General features: G+C 35.8%; 17 protein-coding genes and 1 riboswitch. Of the genes, 4 read left to right on the top strand and 13 right to left on the bottom strand.

Annotated features, from left to right (window positions below):
- Window positions 1–15: 15 nt before the first annotated feature.
- Complete coding sequence (locus AMET_RS18330) at window positions 16–1,155, bottom strand: TRAP transporter substrate-binding protein (protein ID WP_012064809.1); 1,140 nt, start codon at window positions 1,153–1,155, stop codon at window positions 16–18.
- A gap of 683 nt (window positions 1,156–1,838) precedes the next feature.
- The gene (locus AMET_RS18335; protein ID WP_041721048.1) at window positions 1,839–2,090 is read right to left on the bottom strand and encodes an ABC transporter permease; all 252 of its coding nucleotides are present in this window, start codon (window positions 2,088–2,090) and stop codon (window positions 1,839–1,841) included.
- 401 nt (window positions 2,091–2,491) lie between these two features.
- Between AMET_RS18335 and AMET_RS18340 the strand changes: the two genes are divergently transcribed.
- On the top strand, window positions 2,492–3,211 hold the full coding sequence (locus tag AMET_RS18340; RefSeq protein WP_012064810.1) for a phosphatase: 720 nt from the start codon (window positions 2,492–2,494) through the stop codon (window positions 3,209–3,211).
- Between the two features lie 59 nt (window positions 3,212–3,270).
- Here AMET_RS18340 and AMET_RS18345 read toward each other — a convergent pair whose 3' ends face one another.
- The 3 genes from AMET_RS18345 to AMET_RS18355 form a co-directional block, all read right to left on the bottom strand.
- Window positions 3,271–3,681, bottom strand: coding sequence for a hypothetical protein (locus AMET_RS18345; RefSeq protein ID WP_012064811.1), 411 nt, complete (start codon window positions 3,679–3,681; stop codon window positions 3,271–3,273).
- Window positions 3,682–3,709: 28 nt separating this feature from the next.
- Window positions 3,710–4,099 (bottom strand): hypothetical protein, encoded by a 390-nt coding sequence (locus tag AMET_RS18350; protein WP_012064812.1) that lies wholly within the window; start codon window positions 4,097–4,099, stop codon window positions 3,710–3,712.
- Window positions 4,100–4,311: 212 nt separating this feature from the next.
- Window positions 4,312–4,575 carry a hypothetical protein gene (locus tag AMET_RS18355; RefSeq protein WP_012064813.1) on the bottom strand — a complete coding sequence of 88 codons (264 nt, stop codon included), beginning with the start codon at window positions 4,573–4,575 and terminating at the stop codon, window positions 4,312–4,314.
- 436 nt (window positions 4,576–5,011) lie between these two features.
- Here AMET_RS18355 and AMET_RS18360 point away from each other — a divergent pair, with 436 nt between their 5' ends.
- Window positions 5,012–5,830, top strand: a complete 819-nt coding sequence (locus tag AMET_RS18360; protein WP_012064814.1) for a nitroreductase family protein — start codon at window positions 5,012–5,014, stop codon at window positions 5,828–5,830.
- 66 nt (window positions 5,831–5,896) lie between these two features.
- On the opposite strand, the gene tpx is transcribed toward AMET_RS18360, so the two are convergent.
- Both tpx and AMET_RS18370 read right to left on the bottom strand, forming a co-directional pair.
- On the bottom strand, window positions 5,897–6,409 hold the full coding sequence (gene tpx / locus AMET_RS18365; protein WP_041721050.1) for a thiol peroxidase: 513 nt from the start codon (window positions 6,407–6,409) through the stop codon (window positions 5,897–5,899).
- Between the two features lie 193 nt (window positions 6,410–6,602).
- Window positions 6,603–7,766 carry a M20 metallopeptidase family protein gene (locus tag AMET_RS18370; protein WP_041721053.1) on the bottom strand — a complete coding sequence of 388 codons (1,164 nt, stop codon included), beginning with the start codon at window positions 7,764–7,766 and terminating at the stop codon, window positions 6,603–6,605.
- Between the two features lie 311 nt (window positions 7,767–8,077).
- Here AMET_RS18370 and AMET_RS18375 point away from each other — a divergent pair, with 311 nt between their 5' ends.
- Window positions 8,078–9,121, top strand: coding sequence for a YeiH family protein (locus AMET_RS18375; RefSeq protein ID WP_012064817.1), 1,044 nt, complete (start codon window positions 8,078–8,080; stop codon window positions 9,119–9,121).
- Here the strand turns inward: AMET_RS18375 and AMET_RS18380 are convergent.
- Window positions 9,116–9,307: a YwbE family protein gene (locus AMET_RS18380; RefSeq protein ID WP_012064818.1), complete on the bottom strand. Its 192-nt coding sequence runs from the start codon at window positions 9,305–9,307 to the stop codon at window positions 9,116–9,118. The two genes, AMET_RS18375 and AMET_RS18380, sit on opposite strands and share 6 nt — an antisense overlap.
- Window positions 9,308–9,543: 236 nt before the next feature.
- On the opposite strand from AMET_RS18380, the gene AMET_RS18385 reads away from it, so the two are divergent.
- Complete coding sequence (locus AMET_RS18385) at window positions 9,544–10,464, top strand: DMT family transporter (protein ID WP_012064819.1); 921 nt, start codon at window positions 9,544–9,546, stop codon at window positions 10,462–10,464.
- 170 nt (window positions 10,465–10,634) lie between these two features.
- Window positions 10,635–10,730, bottom strand: a riboswitch (cyclic di-GMP riboswitch).
- Window positions 10,731–10,829: 99 nt separating this feature from the next.
- Here the strand turns inward: AMET_RS18385 and AMET_RS18390 are convergent.
- From AMET_RS18390 to ggt, 5 genes are all read right to left on the bottom strand, one after another.
- Entirely contained in the window at window positions 10,830–11,348 is a 519-nt protein-coding gene (locus AMET_RS18390; protein WP_012064820.1) for a putative signal transducing protein, read from the bottom strand.
- Window positions 11,349–11,539: 191 nt separating this feature from the next.
- The gene (locus AMET_RS18395; protein WP_012064821.1) at window positions 11,540–12,079 is read right to left on the bottom strand and encodes a DUF5698 domain-containing protein; all 540 of its coding nucleotides are present in this window, start codon (window positions 12,077–12,079) and stop codon (window positions 11,540–11,542) included.
- Window positions 12,080–12,678: 599 nt separating this feature from the next.
- Window positions 12,679–13,500 carry an N-formylglutamate amidohydrolase gene (locus AMET_RS18400; RefSeq protein WP_012064822.1) on the bottom strand — a complete coding sequence of 274 codons (822 nt, stop codon included), beginning with the start codon at window positions 13,498–13,500 and terminating at the stop codon, window positions 12,679–12,681.
- Between the two features lie 2 nt (window positions 13,501–13,502).
- On the bottom strand, window positions 13,503–15,647 hold the full coding sequence (locus tag AMET_RS18405) for a M20/M25/M40 family metallo-hydrolase (RefSeq protein ID WP_012064823.1): 2,145 nt from the start codon (window positions 15,645–15,647) through the stop codon (window positions 13,503–13,505).
- A 2-nt stretch (window positions 15,648–15,649) separates the two neighbouring features.
- Entirely contained in the window at window positions 15,650–17,287 is a 1,638-nt protein-coding gene (ggt, locus tag AMET_RS18410) for a gamma-glutamyltransferase (RefSeq protein WP_012064824.1), read from the bottom strand.
- Between the last annotated feature and the right edge of the window lie 302 nt (window positions 17,288–17,589).

Here is a 17,589-nt window from a genome sequence, read left to right on the forward strand (position 1 = left end):
TTTACAAAGCTATCATTAGTTAATTCCTAATGCTTGTTTTGCTGCCTCTATATCTTTTTGAAGGGCATCTAAGATTTCCTGACTCTGCTCTCCTCCGATTTCAACAAACTTTGGATACACAGTTGCTGCTCTCTCTTGGAATGGTTTAAGTTCCTCTCCTCTAATTTCAATTATCTCAATATTAGGACGATCCGCTAGCATTGCTGCTAGGTCTTCTTCATGTTTTTCATCAATCCATTCCCCCGCTGGGATAATGGCGTCAATCCACCACTCTCTCATTTTTTCCTGAGCTTCTACTGGTAGAGAGTCAAAGAAAGACATATTTACAGTAGGAATCCCTAAGAAAGGTTCAGCATAAATTTGAGTCATATAGTCCTGCACCTCATAGAAGTTCATACTTCTAATTGCAAAAAGTGGGTTTATTTGACCATCAATAACGCCCATTTGAAGCCCACCATAAACCTCTCCATAGTCCATTGGCGTCGGAACTGCACCATAGGCCTGATAATCTTCTACCAATAGGGTGGATCCCATGATCCTTACTTTAAATCCTGCCATATCATCTATTGTTCTGATTGGCTCATTTGCTGTTATCCACTGCCATCCTTCGTACAAGACACTTAATGGTACGAGTCCGTTACGACGGAAACTTTGTTCCATGATTTCCATGAAATCACCATTTCTCACGACCCAATCGATTACCTCCGGAAGACGTTCTTCTGGCCATAAGTAATGTAATGCCAGCACCTGGGCTTCTGGCACAAATGCACTGATCCATGCAAAATCAGTAAATACATACTCTACAACACCATATTGTGCTAGTTGATTGATATCACGGGTATCACCAAGGGTACCATAGGGATAAACAGTTACATCATATTGTCCATTTGACCATTCTCTCATTTCATCAGCATAATGCTCTGCCCAGACAGTCATAAAGTCTCCTTCAATTTCCTCTGAAGCAAACTTAGGCTCAAGATTTTGTGGGTATATTTGGCCATTTTCTTCTGCAGGTGCTTCACTTGATGTGTCAGGAGCTGGCGTATCCACGCCTACATCATTTCCGCCCCCACATCCTGACAGCACTAAACTCATCATTAAGATAAGACTTAACAATATTGTGATTTTTTTCAACTTCGTTGTTCGTTTTTTCACTTTTTTTCCCCCTTTTATTATATATTGTGAACATTTGATAGAACCCAATCGCATTTTCTACCAAAGTTCTAGAAAACGGTTATTTAATTCCACATTTTCCATACTGCCTTTTCATAATCAACATTATATATACTCATCCTATTGACTGTGATAAAGTTATTGCACTATATTGATTGATAATTCTGTTAATTCATTGTATTTCTATAGATATATTAAAAGGATTTAATGGCTCTATTTCTTAGAGATCATATTTACAATTAGTCTTCTTACAAAAATCTTTCAGTCTAAAGATCCTTACATCCAATTTCTGTGCCTTCTTCTAAAACATTTACTATTCGGATGATAACTTTGCTTTATGTTTTTTCTACATATTAGAATGTAATTTCATTTTCCTTTATTAAGGTTTTCTACATTCTCTTTTAAATTCCTGCTTATTTTTTTAAAATAATGAATTTTCGAAATATTATCCCAACTAACCATTTATAGCACTGATTTTCTACGAATATCCTTGCTCTATTTAATATTATTATTAATATTTTCTAGCTTTCAGAACTACTTTCTTATATAACCTTCTATAATAGAAGTAAAACGCCATTGATTTTTTTAATTTTTCCCATAGAAAAAGACAGCTCTCTTGTTCAGTACACAATAGAAAAACTGTCTCTTTCCTTATAAACTTCTCTTTAAACCCCTAGCTTTCTTCTTGCCTCAATCTGCTTTCGCCATGCGTGCATACCAAGTGAAACGCCGATGACTCCATAGGCAACAAAGGATCTGAAAAATTCTCCTAGCTGTGCATCTCCAAACATATTTCTCCCAGCTAGTGGTGAAACAATAAATAACGTATGGAAAAGAACAGTCCCTAATAGTGCCTGGCCAATGGTAGCTTTTGTAACTGATGCGCCTCCAATCAATAAGGCTGCAATTGCAAACATCCCCACCTGTTCATGACTGCCAAAGGATACAATACCTCTAGATCGCCCCTACACATTCCCCCTCTCTAAATATAGATTATCTTTATTACTTATTACGCGGATCCAAGATCTAATATGCTTAAACAGAACAACTAAACCTTTTCCTTAAAATAATGATATAAAAAACACCCACCACTAGCTCCATGTCTACTTTATGTAAAAATTAAGATTTATTTCAATTAATGGACTATTTAATAAGTTTTGTTACTATTTTGAATATCCTTCCTTATTTTGTATTATTTTTTTATTTTGTATCATGTGCAATACAATACATGTTATACACCGATCTCATTTCATTTAAGCACATATGGTATAATCAATATAGTTAGTTTAAAACAAACAGAGCTGAAAGGATTGAATATATGAAAACACTAATAGATCTTCACTGTCATACAATGGCTAGTGGACATGCTTATAGCACCATGGAGGAAATGATAACAAAAGCAAAGCAAAAAGATATTAAAGTATTAGGGATTTCAGACCATGCCCCCTCCATGCCTGGGGCCTCTCACATATACTATTTCTTTAATTTATCTGTCATCCCAAGGAATATAGATGGGGTAACCATATTAAAGGGAGTGGAAACAAACATCCTAGACTATGAGGGAAATATTGATATGCCTTCGGAGGCTTTACAGAAGCTAGACTATGCCATTGCTAGTTTACATCCCCCTTGTATTGACCCAGGTACAGTCCAAGAAAACACCAATGCGCTAATCAATGCCATGAAAAACCCCTATGTGAAAATCATTGGCCACCCTGATGATTCAAGATATCCAATTGACGCTGAAGCCCTTGTAAAAGCTTCAAAACTATATAATGTAGCCCTTGAGATTAATAATTCTTCTTTAAAGCCCACTAGCTTTAGAGAAGGTGCTCATGAAAATATAAAAAGTGTTTTAATCCTTTGCAAAAAATATAACACAAAAGTGATTTTTGGAAGTGATGCTCATTTTTCCTATGATGTTGGGGATTTTTCTTGCTGTATCGATGTGATAGAAGAGATAGACTTTCCCAAAGAGTTGATTATTAATTATAGTAAAGAAGCAATAAATCATTTAATCAATGAAGATATTCTCTAAATAGAAGGGGCGGTTCTCATGTCTGTTTTACCTCGACATGAGAACCGCCCCTACATTTACTAATCCTTAGTGATCCTTCTATTAAAAGTAAACCTATACCCTTTATCATTGTCAGCATCCACTTCATATCTATAGAAAGAACGGGGTCCACTTTTTGCATCTTCTTTCACTTTAAATTTCCCTGTATTAACAAAGGCTAGGGTTTGCTGATTTTCTTCGCCTACTACCACAAACTCTAGGGTTAAATTATCCATGTTTCCTTCTTGTTCAGTTTGGTAGTCTACTACAAATTCTTTGATATTTACTTTTATAATTTCTCCATTTGAATTATCACGTAACTCTACTGGTAATTCTTTTTCGATTGTCTTTGCCAAGCACTTTAAAAATGATTGATAGCCAGTTCCAGCTATTCTATCATTTTGGCTATACTCAATGTATTCTTCTATATTTCGTGAAGATATTGATTCCATAAGCTAATTATCATCCTCTCCTATTTATTTAAGGCTGTAGTATCTTATTCCATTTCATCAATTCCGCACGATCTTCGCTCACATTTCGTATGATAAGGGAGTCTCCAAATTTACTTAATTCTTCCTTAACCCGTCTAGCCATTTTTAAAACATCTCTGTTTTGCGTGGTTGAAGTCCCTCTTACCTGCTCATTTAAAGCGGGGTCATTGATGATAATGGTAATCTCTTTATCTGAATAACTCTTTAATTCCTTCAATAGCGTTACTAGGGCAACTTGACCTACAACCAATGGTTTTTTATATTCCTTGAAAACCGACTTCTTACATAGAAGCTCTTCCTCATCATAAATACTATACCTTATTTCTATATCTTCTCCCTCATAATGGGTTGAAATTCCTGTTACATAAGCTTTAATCATCTATATACCTCCATATTTTTTAGTGTTATTCATATTTTCCCAATTACTGCTATCTTTATTTGATTTTTTAATTGATTTCTACTTATAAAATCAAACTTAATCTATAAGCAGATGACCCATAATTTGCGCTTAATTTTTGTGTCAGTCACTATCAATAACCCTTCTAATCATAACACGTTTAGGTGGATAGATGGTAATTATTTACGTGTTTGTTACCTATATAATGCTTTGATTTTCTTTTGTATGTATTCCACATCATAAAAACTAAAATCCTTTTTTCCATTAATAATGATCGCTCGGTCATCCATTTTACTCTTGATTGTTATATACTTTTTTTCTGCCTCTTGGTTTACATTATCATTGTCGCGACCATAATTTTCGTACTTCCATTTTCTTCCCTCTTGGTAAACGATAAAGTTCAAAACACCCGCCTCTAAATCTGCCTGCAATATTTCAGCTAACTCTGGTAATTTCATTTAAATGCCTCCTTTTATCATAACAGTTTCACGCTTCTGCTCCCTAAATATACATTGATTATCTTTGTATCCTATTATGACTCTGTTTATGCTATTTCATCGACGATCTATCTATTATATCAGTTTATACCAATTCTACAAAATTAACTATACCATCTTTGATAATGGGTTAATTTTTTAATTCATCTGTTATTATTTTGCAATCAATTCTAACTATTATTCTTTCTTAGGCCCTTTTTAACATTTATATCTGTTTCTATCTTCCAAAATAATAATCTGAAAATTAAGCAAATATTTTTTTAAGACTAACATTCTTTGGGTATATGTAAACTACGGAAAGATTAATTAAGACTTCATTCAAGATGAGTTTTAACTCTTGTTGAATTGTAGTGGACTTTATCTTAACTACGCAATTAAAAAAGGGGGACTAATTGATATGAAATTCAAAAATTTAATTGAAGAGATGAAAACAGTAAGGGACTTTAAAGAAGAATCGGTGGATAATGTGTTAATACAAAGTATTATTAAGGCTGGAGAAGAGACCCAAGGTATTGTGGATGATGCCAATGTATCTATTCTATTTATTGAAAATGGTGAGAAGCTCCATAGTGAGTTAAATGGGATGGCAGGGTATCATGGCTATTTAATCCCAGCTCCTCATTATATCGCAATACTATCTAAGAAAAGTTCCAGTTATATGGAAAATAGTGGATACCTAATGGAATCAATGAGATTAAAGGCGTGGACACTTGGATTAGGCACTTGTTGGCTCAGTATTGAAGATCCAGAGGAACTAAAAAACATCCTGAAAACTGATCAGGATAAAGTAATCACATCTCTTATTGCAATTGGTTATTCATACAGTGGGATTTTCAAAACCGATCTATCTCCTAAAACCGATAGAAAGAATATTACTGATTTAGTTTATGTTGATAGCTGGGGCACTCCCTGTAATATGGAATACTTAAATGCTCGTGGCATGACTAACATATTTTACTATGCCAAATTAGCTCCTTCTTGGGGCAATAAACAGCCATGGCGCTTTATAATTGACAATGAAAAGGTACTTCTTCTCCTCAACGAGCCTCAGATTGAAAATATATATTTAGATGCAGGAATTATGATGTTGTATTTTGAAAAGGTAGCACAGGAAGAAGGAATTCCAGGTAAATGGAACTTGCAAATAGAAGAAGGCCTAGAGTTAAAATATAATATTCCTAAGGAATATAAGGCAATTGCTTATTTTTCTTTATAATAAAAATCCCCCTATGGTAGCTTGTTTTATAAGCTACCATAGGGGATTTTTGATTAAAAGTTTATTTTACACTAGTTTCTTAGCTTCCTCTAGTGCTCTTTCATAATTAGGATGCTCTTTTACCTCTTTTACGTATTCTACATATTGGACGATATTGTTTTTATCTAGTATAACAATTCCTCTACTCAATAACCTCAATTCTTCTATCACAAATCCATAATTCAACCCAAAGGATAGATCCTTATGATCCGATAAAGTTACGACTTGATCAATCCCTTTTGCACCACAAAACCTCTTTTGCGCAAAAGGTAAGTCTACGCTTACTGTCAGTATGGCTACATCCCCTAATTCAGATGCTTTTTCATTAAAATGTGTTGTTTGAAATTCACATACCCCAGTATCTAAAGACGGTACCACACTTATTATCTTTACTTTTTTCCCTGCATCTTGTAATGAAAATGGTTCCATATCATTTGTCAGCACAGTAAAATCTGGGCCCTGAACGCCTACCTTGATCTCATTCCCTATAAGTGTTACAGGATTTCCACCCATTGTCACAACATCTTTTCTCTTATCCATATACTTATCTCCTCTCAAATCTCCATCGTTATTTCTTATATCTACTCTATTGATACCCATAAATTAGAATTTACTCATGATTATATGGACCTCAGGAAAGAAAAGAGGATTTCCCTCGTGTTTATCAATACAATAACAGTTAAGTTTATGGCAACTGTCTTAGCCATAAATACATCAAATAGCCCCCTGTTTATTATTTCAAGTAGTCCAAAGCTGTTCTTACGTGGATTTCTACTCCAATTAACAATGCATCTTCATCAATATTAAACCTAGGATGATGATGAAAATAGTCAGTTTGTTTTTTCACATTACCCGCTCCAATAAAGTAAAAGCAACTGGGTACACTTGCCGAAAATTCAGAAAAGTCTTCTCCTAACATTACCTTTACATCCGACACTAGGTTATCCTTATCTACTACTTTTACAGCAACATCTTTAACTAGCTTTGTTGTTTTGGGGTCATTACTTAGTAATCCATTTCCACACTTATAACTCAATTCATAGGTAGTTTCATCTGATTGGCATTGACATCGAATCTTCCGTTCAAATAGTTCCTTTATTTTTTCCAGTTCATTGTGTAAACATCGTATAGATCCCTTTAGCTCAACGGTTTCAGGTATAATAATTGGGAACGATCCTCCTTGGATGCTACCAAATGTAATGACTGTAGGTTCAGTTATCACATTTATCCTTCTAGATTGAATGGCTTGAACTTCTTGAATAATATTACTTGCGCATATAATTGGGTCAATACTTTCATGCGGTGCCCCGCCATGCCCCCCTTTCCCTATGATCTTCAACCAAAAATATTCGCTAGAAGCCATAATTGGTCCCTCGGCTATGCCTATCTTTCCAGTTTCAATCGATGACCATAAATGTGCGCCTATGGCTACGTCAGGAGTTGGATTCTCCAATACACCTTCTCGAATCATTTCTGCAGCTCCAGCATCCTCTTCATTTGGTTGAAATACAAACTTGATATTTCCATTAATATGTTTCTTTTGTTTGGATAGAATTTTTGCTGCAATGAGAAGCATTGCCATATGCCCATCATGACCGCACGCATGCATCTTTCCCTCATAAATAGATTTATAGGCAATGTCATTTTCTTCATGAATTGGCAGCGCATCCATATCTGCTCTTAATAAAACAGTAGGCCCTTTTTCATTTCCTTTTAAAACGCCTACAACCCCTGTTTTTGCAATCTTCTTTACTTCAATACCACATTTTATTAAATAGTTTTGGATAATCTGTGACGACCTAAATTCTTCAAAACCTAGCTCTGGATGCTGATGAAAATCTCTTCTTAAGTCAATAAGTTCTTGAGTATAATGCTTAATTTCTTCTCTAATGTTCATCACATTCACCTCCACTGTTTTTGATATTTTCTTACTCATTAATTCCCAGTATTATCAATTTTTGAATTTAAGGACATTTCTCCTTTTCACCATCTCTTTTGTCACATTAACGTTTCCAATTTCAATTATATTTTTGAAGCTTTTGTATAGCTTCCACTTTTACATACAGCTAGAAATAACTCTACTCTTAAATCCAACATCTTATTGAAACCTCCATAAAATATATTTATAATGGCATAAGTATTTATAATTAGATATTATAATCGTATCATGATAGAATCAAGGAGGAACTTAATGAAGGAGTTGATTTCATGGCACATTTTCAAAAATACATTAAAGGTATATTGGTTGCAGTGGCACTTGCAACGACGTCTGTTTTTGTTAGCGATGCAATGCCCTCTCACCTTATCGGTCCAGGGGTTTTTGCATTACTGATCGGTATGCTCTTAAATCCTATGATTACAAAATATGATGTATTTCAACAGGGAATCGGCTTTACATCGAAGAGAATATTGCGTCTTGCTATTATCCTTATGGGAATTTCCCTTAGTTTTTCTCAGGTGTTAGAGGTAGGTAAGTTTTCACTAATTGTCATGGTTTTCACCCTATTCACAGCCTTTGGTGGTGGATATCTAGTTGGAAAAATTTTAAAAATGGATTGGAAACTTTCGGGGCTTATCTCAGCAGGTACAGGAATATGTGGTGGTTCTGCTATTGCTGCTGTTGCGCCAGTCATTGATGCAGATGACAGTTCTGTGGCCTATGCCATATCAGCTACCTTTATATTTGATGTCCTCATGGTGGTTCTTTTTCCAATCATGGGTAGATACTTTAACATGACTGACATAGGCTTCGGACTTTGGACTGGAACAGCAGTCAATGACACCTCATCAGTTGTTGCGGCCGGATACGCCTTTTCAGACATAGCGGGTAATTATTCTGTCATCGTTAAATTGACAAGAACCCTATCCATCGTTCCTGTTGTGCTTATATTCTCCTTTATTAATGGATACCTTATGAGAAAAGAATCAAAAGCAACTTCAAATGGAAGTGATACAATTGCACTTCATCAGGGAAAAAAAATTGACTTAGGCAAAATTTTCCCTTGGTTTATCCTACTATTTTTAGTTATGGTTGGGATTAAAAGCACAGGGTTAATCTCAGAATCTCTCAGCCACTCCATTTCAAGTGTTAGTAAATTTCTGATGGTTATGTCTTTAGGGGCAATAGGTCTTAAGACAAACTTTAGCAAACTAGCCCAATCAGGATTGACTCCAATGCTTCATGGATTCACTATCTCGACATTAGTGGTGGTCGTTTCTTTTTCAGTGCAAAAAATTATGGGTCACCTATAATACTTCCTTAACTCTACCAACAATACCATCCTCAAGCATTACTTTTATCCCATGGGGATGGGTTTGTGAATTTGTTAGGATTTTTAAAACCACACCTTCTGTCAACTGATTAGAACGCTGGTCTTGTTTTTGGACGACTTTGACTCTTGTTCCTTTTGATATATTACTTCGCTTAGTACCAGGCATAATAACGTCTCTCCTTCTATTGTTTATCTTTAGACCTACCACATACTCCAGGGCATAGTCATTTATAGTAATTATATAAGTTCCATTTTTGTATCAATTACCTTATTATATCTTTTTAGCATCCATGAAGCAAACTCAATAAATAACTTGAATCCACCTTAGCTCAGTGATAAAGTGTATAGATACAATGCTTAATTTTGAAATAAGGTTTTAAAATAATATTACTTGGAGGAACTATGAATCATAAAAAGTATTATGGACTCATGACATTTGGTACAATTTTATGGGCAGGTGCCTTTATAGCAGGCAAATTAGGCGTGGAAAAATTGTCACCACTTTTGTTAACCTACTTTAGGATGCTATTTGCAACAATCATCATTTTTCCAATTCTGATCTTTAAGGATAAAAACTGGAAAATAGAAAAAAAATTGATTAAATATGTCCTTTTAACAGGGCTGGTTGGCATGATTGGTTATCATCTTTTATTCTTTACAGCTTTAAGATATACAACCGCTTCAAATGCATCAATCATCAATGCAACCAATCCAATTCTTACCTCTATTTTTGCTTATGTGATCCTAAAGGACCACTTATCTCCAAGAAGGATATTTTTTATTTTAACTGCTTTTATCGGTGTACTGACGACAATCATTGACTGGGATTTTATAAACCTCATTCATTTTTCCTTTAATAAAGGGGATTTGATTATGATTCTCGGCACGACTTGTTGGGCCCTATACTCCATCATTGTGAAACAAGTCATGCATCATTTTACACCCTTTAAGCTCACAGCCTATACCTTTTTAGCTTCTGTTGTACTCCTAACGCCCTTTGCGCTTTATGAAATGATGTACACCGACTTCTCAAGCATAGGTATTATGCCCTTTTATGCAGTTTTTTATATGGCTATTTTTCCTACGGTCATGGGCTATACGATACAACAGGTTGTCATCAAGGAGTTAGGTCCAAGTACAACTTCTCTATTCATCAATTTAGTACCCATATTTTCAGTACTATTTGCCACAGTATTTTTGAAGGAAAGCTTCAATTATTTAAATCTGATTAGTGGTGGTCTCATTATTTATTCAGTATTTAGTTTTTCTAAGAAGCCTAAGGTGGATAACATCATAATGCAACAACAATTCCCAACAGTGTAAATGACGCCAATGGTCTATCATTCTTATTATAGTTAGAATCATTATATTTGAATCTAAAGGGTTTGTTTGTGTGCCCTTACAGTACATTTTTAAATTCTCCATTAAGCTTAAGATTGAGTTCTACAGTTTAATACTAAAATCCATATAAAAAAACTGCCATAAAGTATATCTATGGCAGTCGGACGATCTTGGTATATTTTTTTATAACACACTTTAGGTTCCTGGCTTTGCGTCCCATTGTTTGCAATGGTTTGCCTTTACATTCTTTGTTAAATTTCTATCTATAATCATTGTCATCGTTTGGTAGTTAATATATACCTATATACTTTTCATCGAAACATATTTTTGATAATTTTAAATATCCTTTAAAATAACTTCTCTATTAATATCTTCATCAATATATAGGCCAACCAAATAAACCCAGGAAACATTAACAAGAAAAGAATTCGCCCTCGATTTTTCTTTTTCTCTTGGTGTTTACTTTCTTCCTCTATTAACGTTTCATCTTCATAGTCTTCTTCATTATCTATCGCGGCATCAATGTCCTCTAGGACACCTTCCGATAACAGGATTTCCTTTGCCTGTTCAAATAGTCTTGAAGGAACATATAAATCAACACCTAGAGTACTCATTCCCATATAGATACTTAGGTATCCCCCAGCTCCTCTATGCTTTTTTAACACAGGAATGCCACTATCATTTAACTTAGCTTCAATCATTCTAGTATTCATATCATCACTAGCTGAAGTTAAAAACACCTCAGAATCAAACTCCATAGGTTCATCTTCACTTTTTTCTAATTCCTCAATTAAATCAATATCACAATCATTACATTTTTTAAAACCATCTCTATATTCCGATCCGCATTCTGGACACCAAGGCATATTCATCTCTCCCTCTATGTTTTCATATCACGATTCATCCATTCCGTGAGATACTTTTTCTACTCTAACTTTATTTCAACATTTAAATCTCATATACCTTCTAAAACGCCATAAAAATACCCTATAGGATAGACTTTTTTATCCGTCTACTCTATAGGATACATTTTGAATCACATACCTCTTAATTTAAATTAAACTGTTGTTACTCTTGTAGTCGTAATTTTACCTTCTACTTTATTAAGGTTTTTAATCACTAAGGTTGGATCCGTTACACCACATGCCTCCATGATACTTTCAAGTACTTTAAATTCTTTTCTTCTTATCAGAACCTCTACCTTATATCTTCTTTGGCCATGATTTCCCCGAGCTAAATAGTTGTTCACTGTGTAGCCTTCTTCTCTAAGCTTTTCTGCTATTTCAACCATTTTATTTTTATTGTTTAGAAATATATCTACCTCTAAAATACCTAGGGCAAGTCGGTCTTCGATTTTACCACCGATTAGAACACCTAATGTTTTTCCTAATGCATATGCAACTGCAAACTGAATTCCCTCTGAATTAGCTACTTTACCAACCACTGTTGCGAAAATAATTGCATCTGCAAATACTAAAAAATACACTGGATTCATAATTTTCTTTGCCAGCAATATGCTCTTTAATGTTGCCAAAATGTTTGTAAATGCTGTTATTAAAAACAGCCCGATAAGTGTGTATATTATGTTTTGTGTCATTAAGACACCTCCTCTTTCTTTCCTCTATTGTTCTTCAATTTAATTGAAGTTTGTTGGATCGTATATTGTTTTGCCTTGCACGTAAGACATAACAAAAAAAGCTAACATAGAAGTATGTTAGCAAATAATCAGTGTTCTCAAGAACCACATCATTAAACCTATCTCATTCTACGAAATGTATCACTACTCTTAATAAATAATAGCAACCATTCTATAGGGCATGTGAGGAATAATCATGTACTTATTTATTTTAATAATTCATATGGAAAATTCAAGAATAGAATAAATCTACTTTCATTATTAGACATGTAGTAAATCTCTAATATGTACTAAGGAAGGCATCTACTTTCTTATAAACCCTAGCGATAAAATCAAAAGCATTTTCATAGCAATTTTGAAACCAAACATAAAATTATTGCAAAAAATAATTTGAAACTCTTTTAACTAACTATATTTATCAAACAAGCTAACTTTTATATTGTATCATAGATTAAAATAATTTGCAATCTATTTAAACCCCAACATTTTTTTGAAGTCTTGCTTCGTTTAATTTTATCTTTTTTTGAAATACATTTTCCACGTCTTCTTTAGTTCTGCAGTTAAAACAAAGACTTGAAAGCAGTATAAAGCTTATCTCGTATTTCATTTAACCTCACTCTATGAAACTCCTCAGGAATGAGAGACATTTTTTCATCATCAGGTAAGTACAGTTTCCGATTAATCTCCAGTTGAATCCAGGGGATATCACTGTTGTTCCCATGGTAATAAGTAATGTATCCCCCAGAAAAGGGGGTATTCAAAGTCACTAAAGGTTGCTGTGTCTCTTTTGGCATAAAGGCTCGAAACTCTTTTTCAAGGCTTTTTTGAAGTTGTAGAAGCAGCTCCCTTGGGGCAGTAGTAGGTTCATCTAACTGATTACCCATTTTCGTCCCTCGATTGCCAATACAAAAGAGAGGTCTCTCCTCCCAGTGATTCCCACCTACTGCAGGTCCAATGTCTAACATCGTATGACAATCAATTCCCATGAGAACGTTCTTGTTTTTTGACGCTGTTTGTAATCGTTCATGGTAAGGGCCATGATATTGTTGAATAAGTAGCTGAATCTCCCGTTGGGATAGTCCACTGGCCTGCACCCAAATTTGTTTCCCATCAACCGTCATGGTCTTCACAACACCGTCGGGATTTGAAGGGGGTAAATCCCTATGATTTCGATTCATATCTACCACTAATCTTGCAATATCCGTATCAACATATTCTTCCACCAAATCTCTGAAGTCATAAAGTTCTCGTGCCCAGGTATCCCCATCCATCGAAATTCCCTTTGGGTCAATCAAACACTTTTTTTGAAGGACTTCGGGTATCGTCATCCCTCCATGGGGAACTGAGATGAGCATTGGTAATTTATCATTGATTGTCTTCATCCTTACTCCTCCAATAAAAGCATTGATAATAAGAATGACCTTTGGATCATCTCTCCACGATGAATCGCTTCATTAGGAGTATACAAACCTTTACTGGCAGGACCAAATCCACATATAACAGGGACACTTGAAGGAACTTCCCCTGCAGCCGTGGCCAGTAGACTAGATTCGATTCCGAAAGGTATATTCCATTCCTCACACAGCTCACCTAATCGTTTGACGATGGGATTATTCTTCTTTCTCAGAAGCGGTGGTCGTTCCTCAAGTTTTTCTACATAGGTTTTCATACCACGAGCGTTAGACTTAAATACTTCCTTAATTTGTGTTTCTGCATCCCGTGCCATCTTTTCCTCTAAAAAGGTTACATACACAGTTGCTCGAACACGATGGGGTAATAAAACACTATATCTTTCCGAGTGGACATCGTGAATCGCTACGGTTAAGCGTTGATCAGGACTACTGATTTCTTTTAACTTTTCTGTTTTTTGTAAGAAGTAAGTCAAGACATCTATTTGATTAGAGCGCCTTCCCACACGTAAAGGTTCCCCTTCAATCACTATAGAGTATTTTTTTGTTCCCCTTCGTTGGTCTACAATATTACCACCCTCAAAACCTGGTTGCAATACAATCACTTGTTTAGCTTGTTTTGCAGCTTGACGAAGGGTCGGGCTACTATAACGCATTCCTCTTCCTTCATCGGAATAAAAAAGAACCCCCACTTTTTTAGTAGAAAGTGCTTTGATTCCCTTTAGAGCACTAAGAGCACTCAGTAAAGTCACTAATCCCCCACGACTTGAAGCAATGCCTTCTCCATACATCCATTCCTGATCTGTTCGAAAAGGAATCGGAAATCCAGTACGTTCTCCAGGAATATCCAATGGCACAACCAATAGGGTGCCATCTTTTAGCCCTTCCTTTGTAGCCCATGTCCAAGCGGAACGACCATTTGTATGCTCCTCTACTACTTTCAGTCCTAGCTTTTTCAATCTATCCTCTAGCTTTCTAAGCACCATACTTAACCCAACTGGATCTTCTGTCCAGCTAGATAAATTTGTCCACACCTTCAATTCATCTTCAATTTTATCTCGGTTACTTGTAATGGCGCCGAACAGATTCGAAGCTTCATTGGCAACCTCTTGATCTGTGTTCATGAAAAAGTGGGGACCAAAATATCTTTCACAGGTTACGTCAATTAATCGATTCACCAAGGCCACATAATCTAGTCCCATTTTTTCAGCCGCATAAACAAAGGAGCCACTCTTCCCTAAACTTGCCATGGAATTAACTTCTAAAATATAAGGATTCCCCTCTTGATCTAATCTAAAATCAACCCTTGCACTGTCATAGCAGCCTAAGGCATTAAATGTATCAATTGCTAACTGTTTTATTTGCTCCGTTTTTTCATCACTCAAAGGAGCAGGACAAATCTTTTCTACAGTTCTTCCACTGGTGTTCTTTTTATCTTCATAGGTGTAAATTTGCAGTCCTTCACCAAAGGTTAATTCAACAGGCGGCATGGCTTCCACAGGATTATTTCCAAGCAATCCCACGTTGATCTCTCGTCCTTCTATATATTCTTCAACCAACGTCGGTGTATTAAAGGCTTCATATATTGTCTTTACACCGTCCCTTAATTCTTCTTCATTGTGGACAATTTTCAATCCAAATGAAACGGCCTCATCCTTAGGCTTCACGATTAGGGGATACTTTAAATTATCTTTAATTTCAGAATCTGGTTTATCCATTACTGTAAATTTTGGAGTAGGTAGCCCTTTTTGAATTAAAATCATTTTTGTCACAATTTTATCTAATGCAATGGCATGGGTTTCTGGTCCAGAACCAACATAAGGAATTCCTAGCATTTCCAATATTCCCGGTACATGCATGTATCTACCTTTTCCCTGTATTCCATAACTCAGATTAAATACCAAACCGGGTCGTTCCCCGGAGATAACAGAGGGCATAAATTTTTCCAGCTTTGTAATAATATTTTTATCACCTTCAAAGGTTTTAACTTGATGCCCCCCTGCTGTCAATCCTTCCTTGATTTTATTAATGGTTTCCAAACCATATTTTTCTCGATTCAGTGTACCAAATAAGTTAATAACAGCCTGACTTTCTCGATTATAAACAATAGCAATCTTCATAATTATACTAACCTCCCTCTATTATTAGACAAATACTTAGGTCCTTTCGCCGTACCATCCCGTCGCGGATCCGCTACCCCACAGAACAATTCACCTTGCCCTTGGGGGATACTGATCCCTTGCACACATCCTAAATAAAAACTGTAGGCTCCCCTATTTTTGATACTAAAGCCTGTCTGTTCTAGAGTTTCTAATACCTTAGGATCAAAACGACTTTTCTCTATTTGAAGCACTCCTGCATGAGAAGAATGGAATCTAGGTGCTGCAATGGCTGAAGGCAAATCCATCCCACCATCCACAAGTCTTGAAATGACCTGGGCAAGAGTGGTTGAAATACGTTCACTTCCTGGACTTCCTAGTAAATATTTGGGTTTTCCTTGATGAAACAATAGTGTTGGTGCCACACTACTCCAGGGCTTTCCTCCTGGTAGCAGGTAAAAGGGATGGGCCATATTTTTGTAGTCAAATGCACTCATATAATTATTATAAAAAAATCCTAATCCATCAGCCATGGTTTTACTACCGAATACAAGCTCTATTGATTGTGTGATTCCAACGGAGTTTCCCTCATTATCAGATACGGATAAATGAGTGGTTTCTCCCGAAGTAATCGGAGGCTTAAAAAGCTCTGGAAATGAAAATTTACCAATTTGATGAATTCGGTCTGATAATTCCTGAGCATAGGTCTTGTCTGTCATCATTTTATTAACAGTTTGTAAGTAATAGTCTGGATGCATAGGCATTCTTTGTCTATCGGTCAAGGCCATGCGAAAAGCTAAAGCAAAGATGGTTGCCCCGGCTGGATCTGCTGTATTTAACATATCAGGAGGAAAGTTCTCTAGTATATTTAATAACTGCACCAGTACCCTCCCAGCTCCCGGTGGTGGAAATGTATGAATCTCATAATCTCGATAACTGCTGGTCAATACCTCTCGCTCCACGGGTTGTGGGATTTGACTTAAATCAGTAAAGGAAATGAGTCCATCACGCTTCTCCATATCTTGGACTATTTTATTGCCGATACTTCCAATGTAAAAATCATGCCAGCCAGCTTCTGCCATCCTGATCAAACACTTAGCCAGTTCAGGTTGTCTAATAATACCTCCCACTTCTATGGGCTCATGATCCTTGAAATAATTTTTAAGAATCAAAGGGTCCTGACGCAATAGTTCAGCATGTTTACTCATCAGTTCATACTGTAATTGAGAAACAACAAAGCCCTCTTCAGCGGCCAGTATAGCCGGTTCCATAACCGTAGCAAGGGATAACTTTCCATATTTTTCATGCATATACCCTAAAGTAGCCGGTGTAGAAGGAACAGTAGTGGATTTCAGACCTGTTTTGATGGCTGTCTTAGGTGTTTTATGAGGTTGTATTCCAAAGGGTGCTCGGGAGGAACCATCCAATGCAAAAACCCTTTTCCCCTCCTCTAAATAAACCAGCACCATACTTTGCCCCCCCAAACCAGAGGCTTGTGGTTCTGTTACCCCGATACAAAAAGCCGAGGCAACAGCCGCATCTATGGCATTGCCTCCCTTTTTAAGAATTTTTACACCAGCTTCAGTTGCCTGTTTAGAAGCTGTGGATACCATTCCCAAAGGACTCTCACTACTAGAAATTTTTCGTTCACTACTTTTCATTTTAAGCCTCGCCTTCTATTCCATTTTACAGAATCACATAGTATAAATCACGTCTACACACCAAGATTATTCGAACCACTTTCAATAGGATTATTATGAATTCTCACACTTAATCATTATTCTCACAAATCAGTACAATTTTCAAAAAATATACAGGTTTGTCTATATTTTACCACTTCCAGCATGGCCTTTCTATCTTTTTAAGTCAGGTATATTAATTATCTTGAATATTTTTTCCCGTTGTTAAAGTAATGAACAGTCTGGCTTGCTGTTATGATAAAGTACTTACATATTTAAAAGAA

The organism is Alkaliphilus metalliredigens QYMF (assembly GCF_000016985.1).
Classification (GTDB): domain Bacteria; phylum Bacillota; class Clostridia; order Peptostreptococcales; family Natronincolaceae; genus Alkaliphilus_A; species Alkaliphilus_A metalliredigens.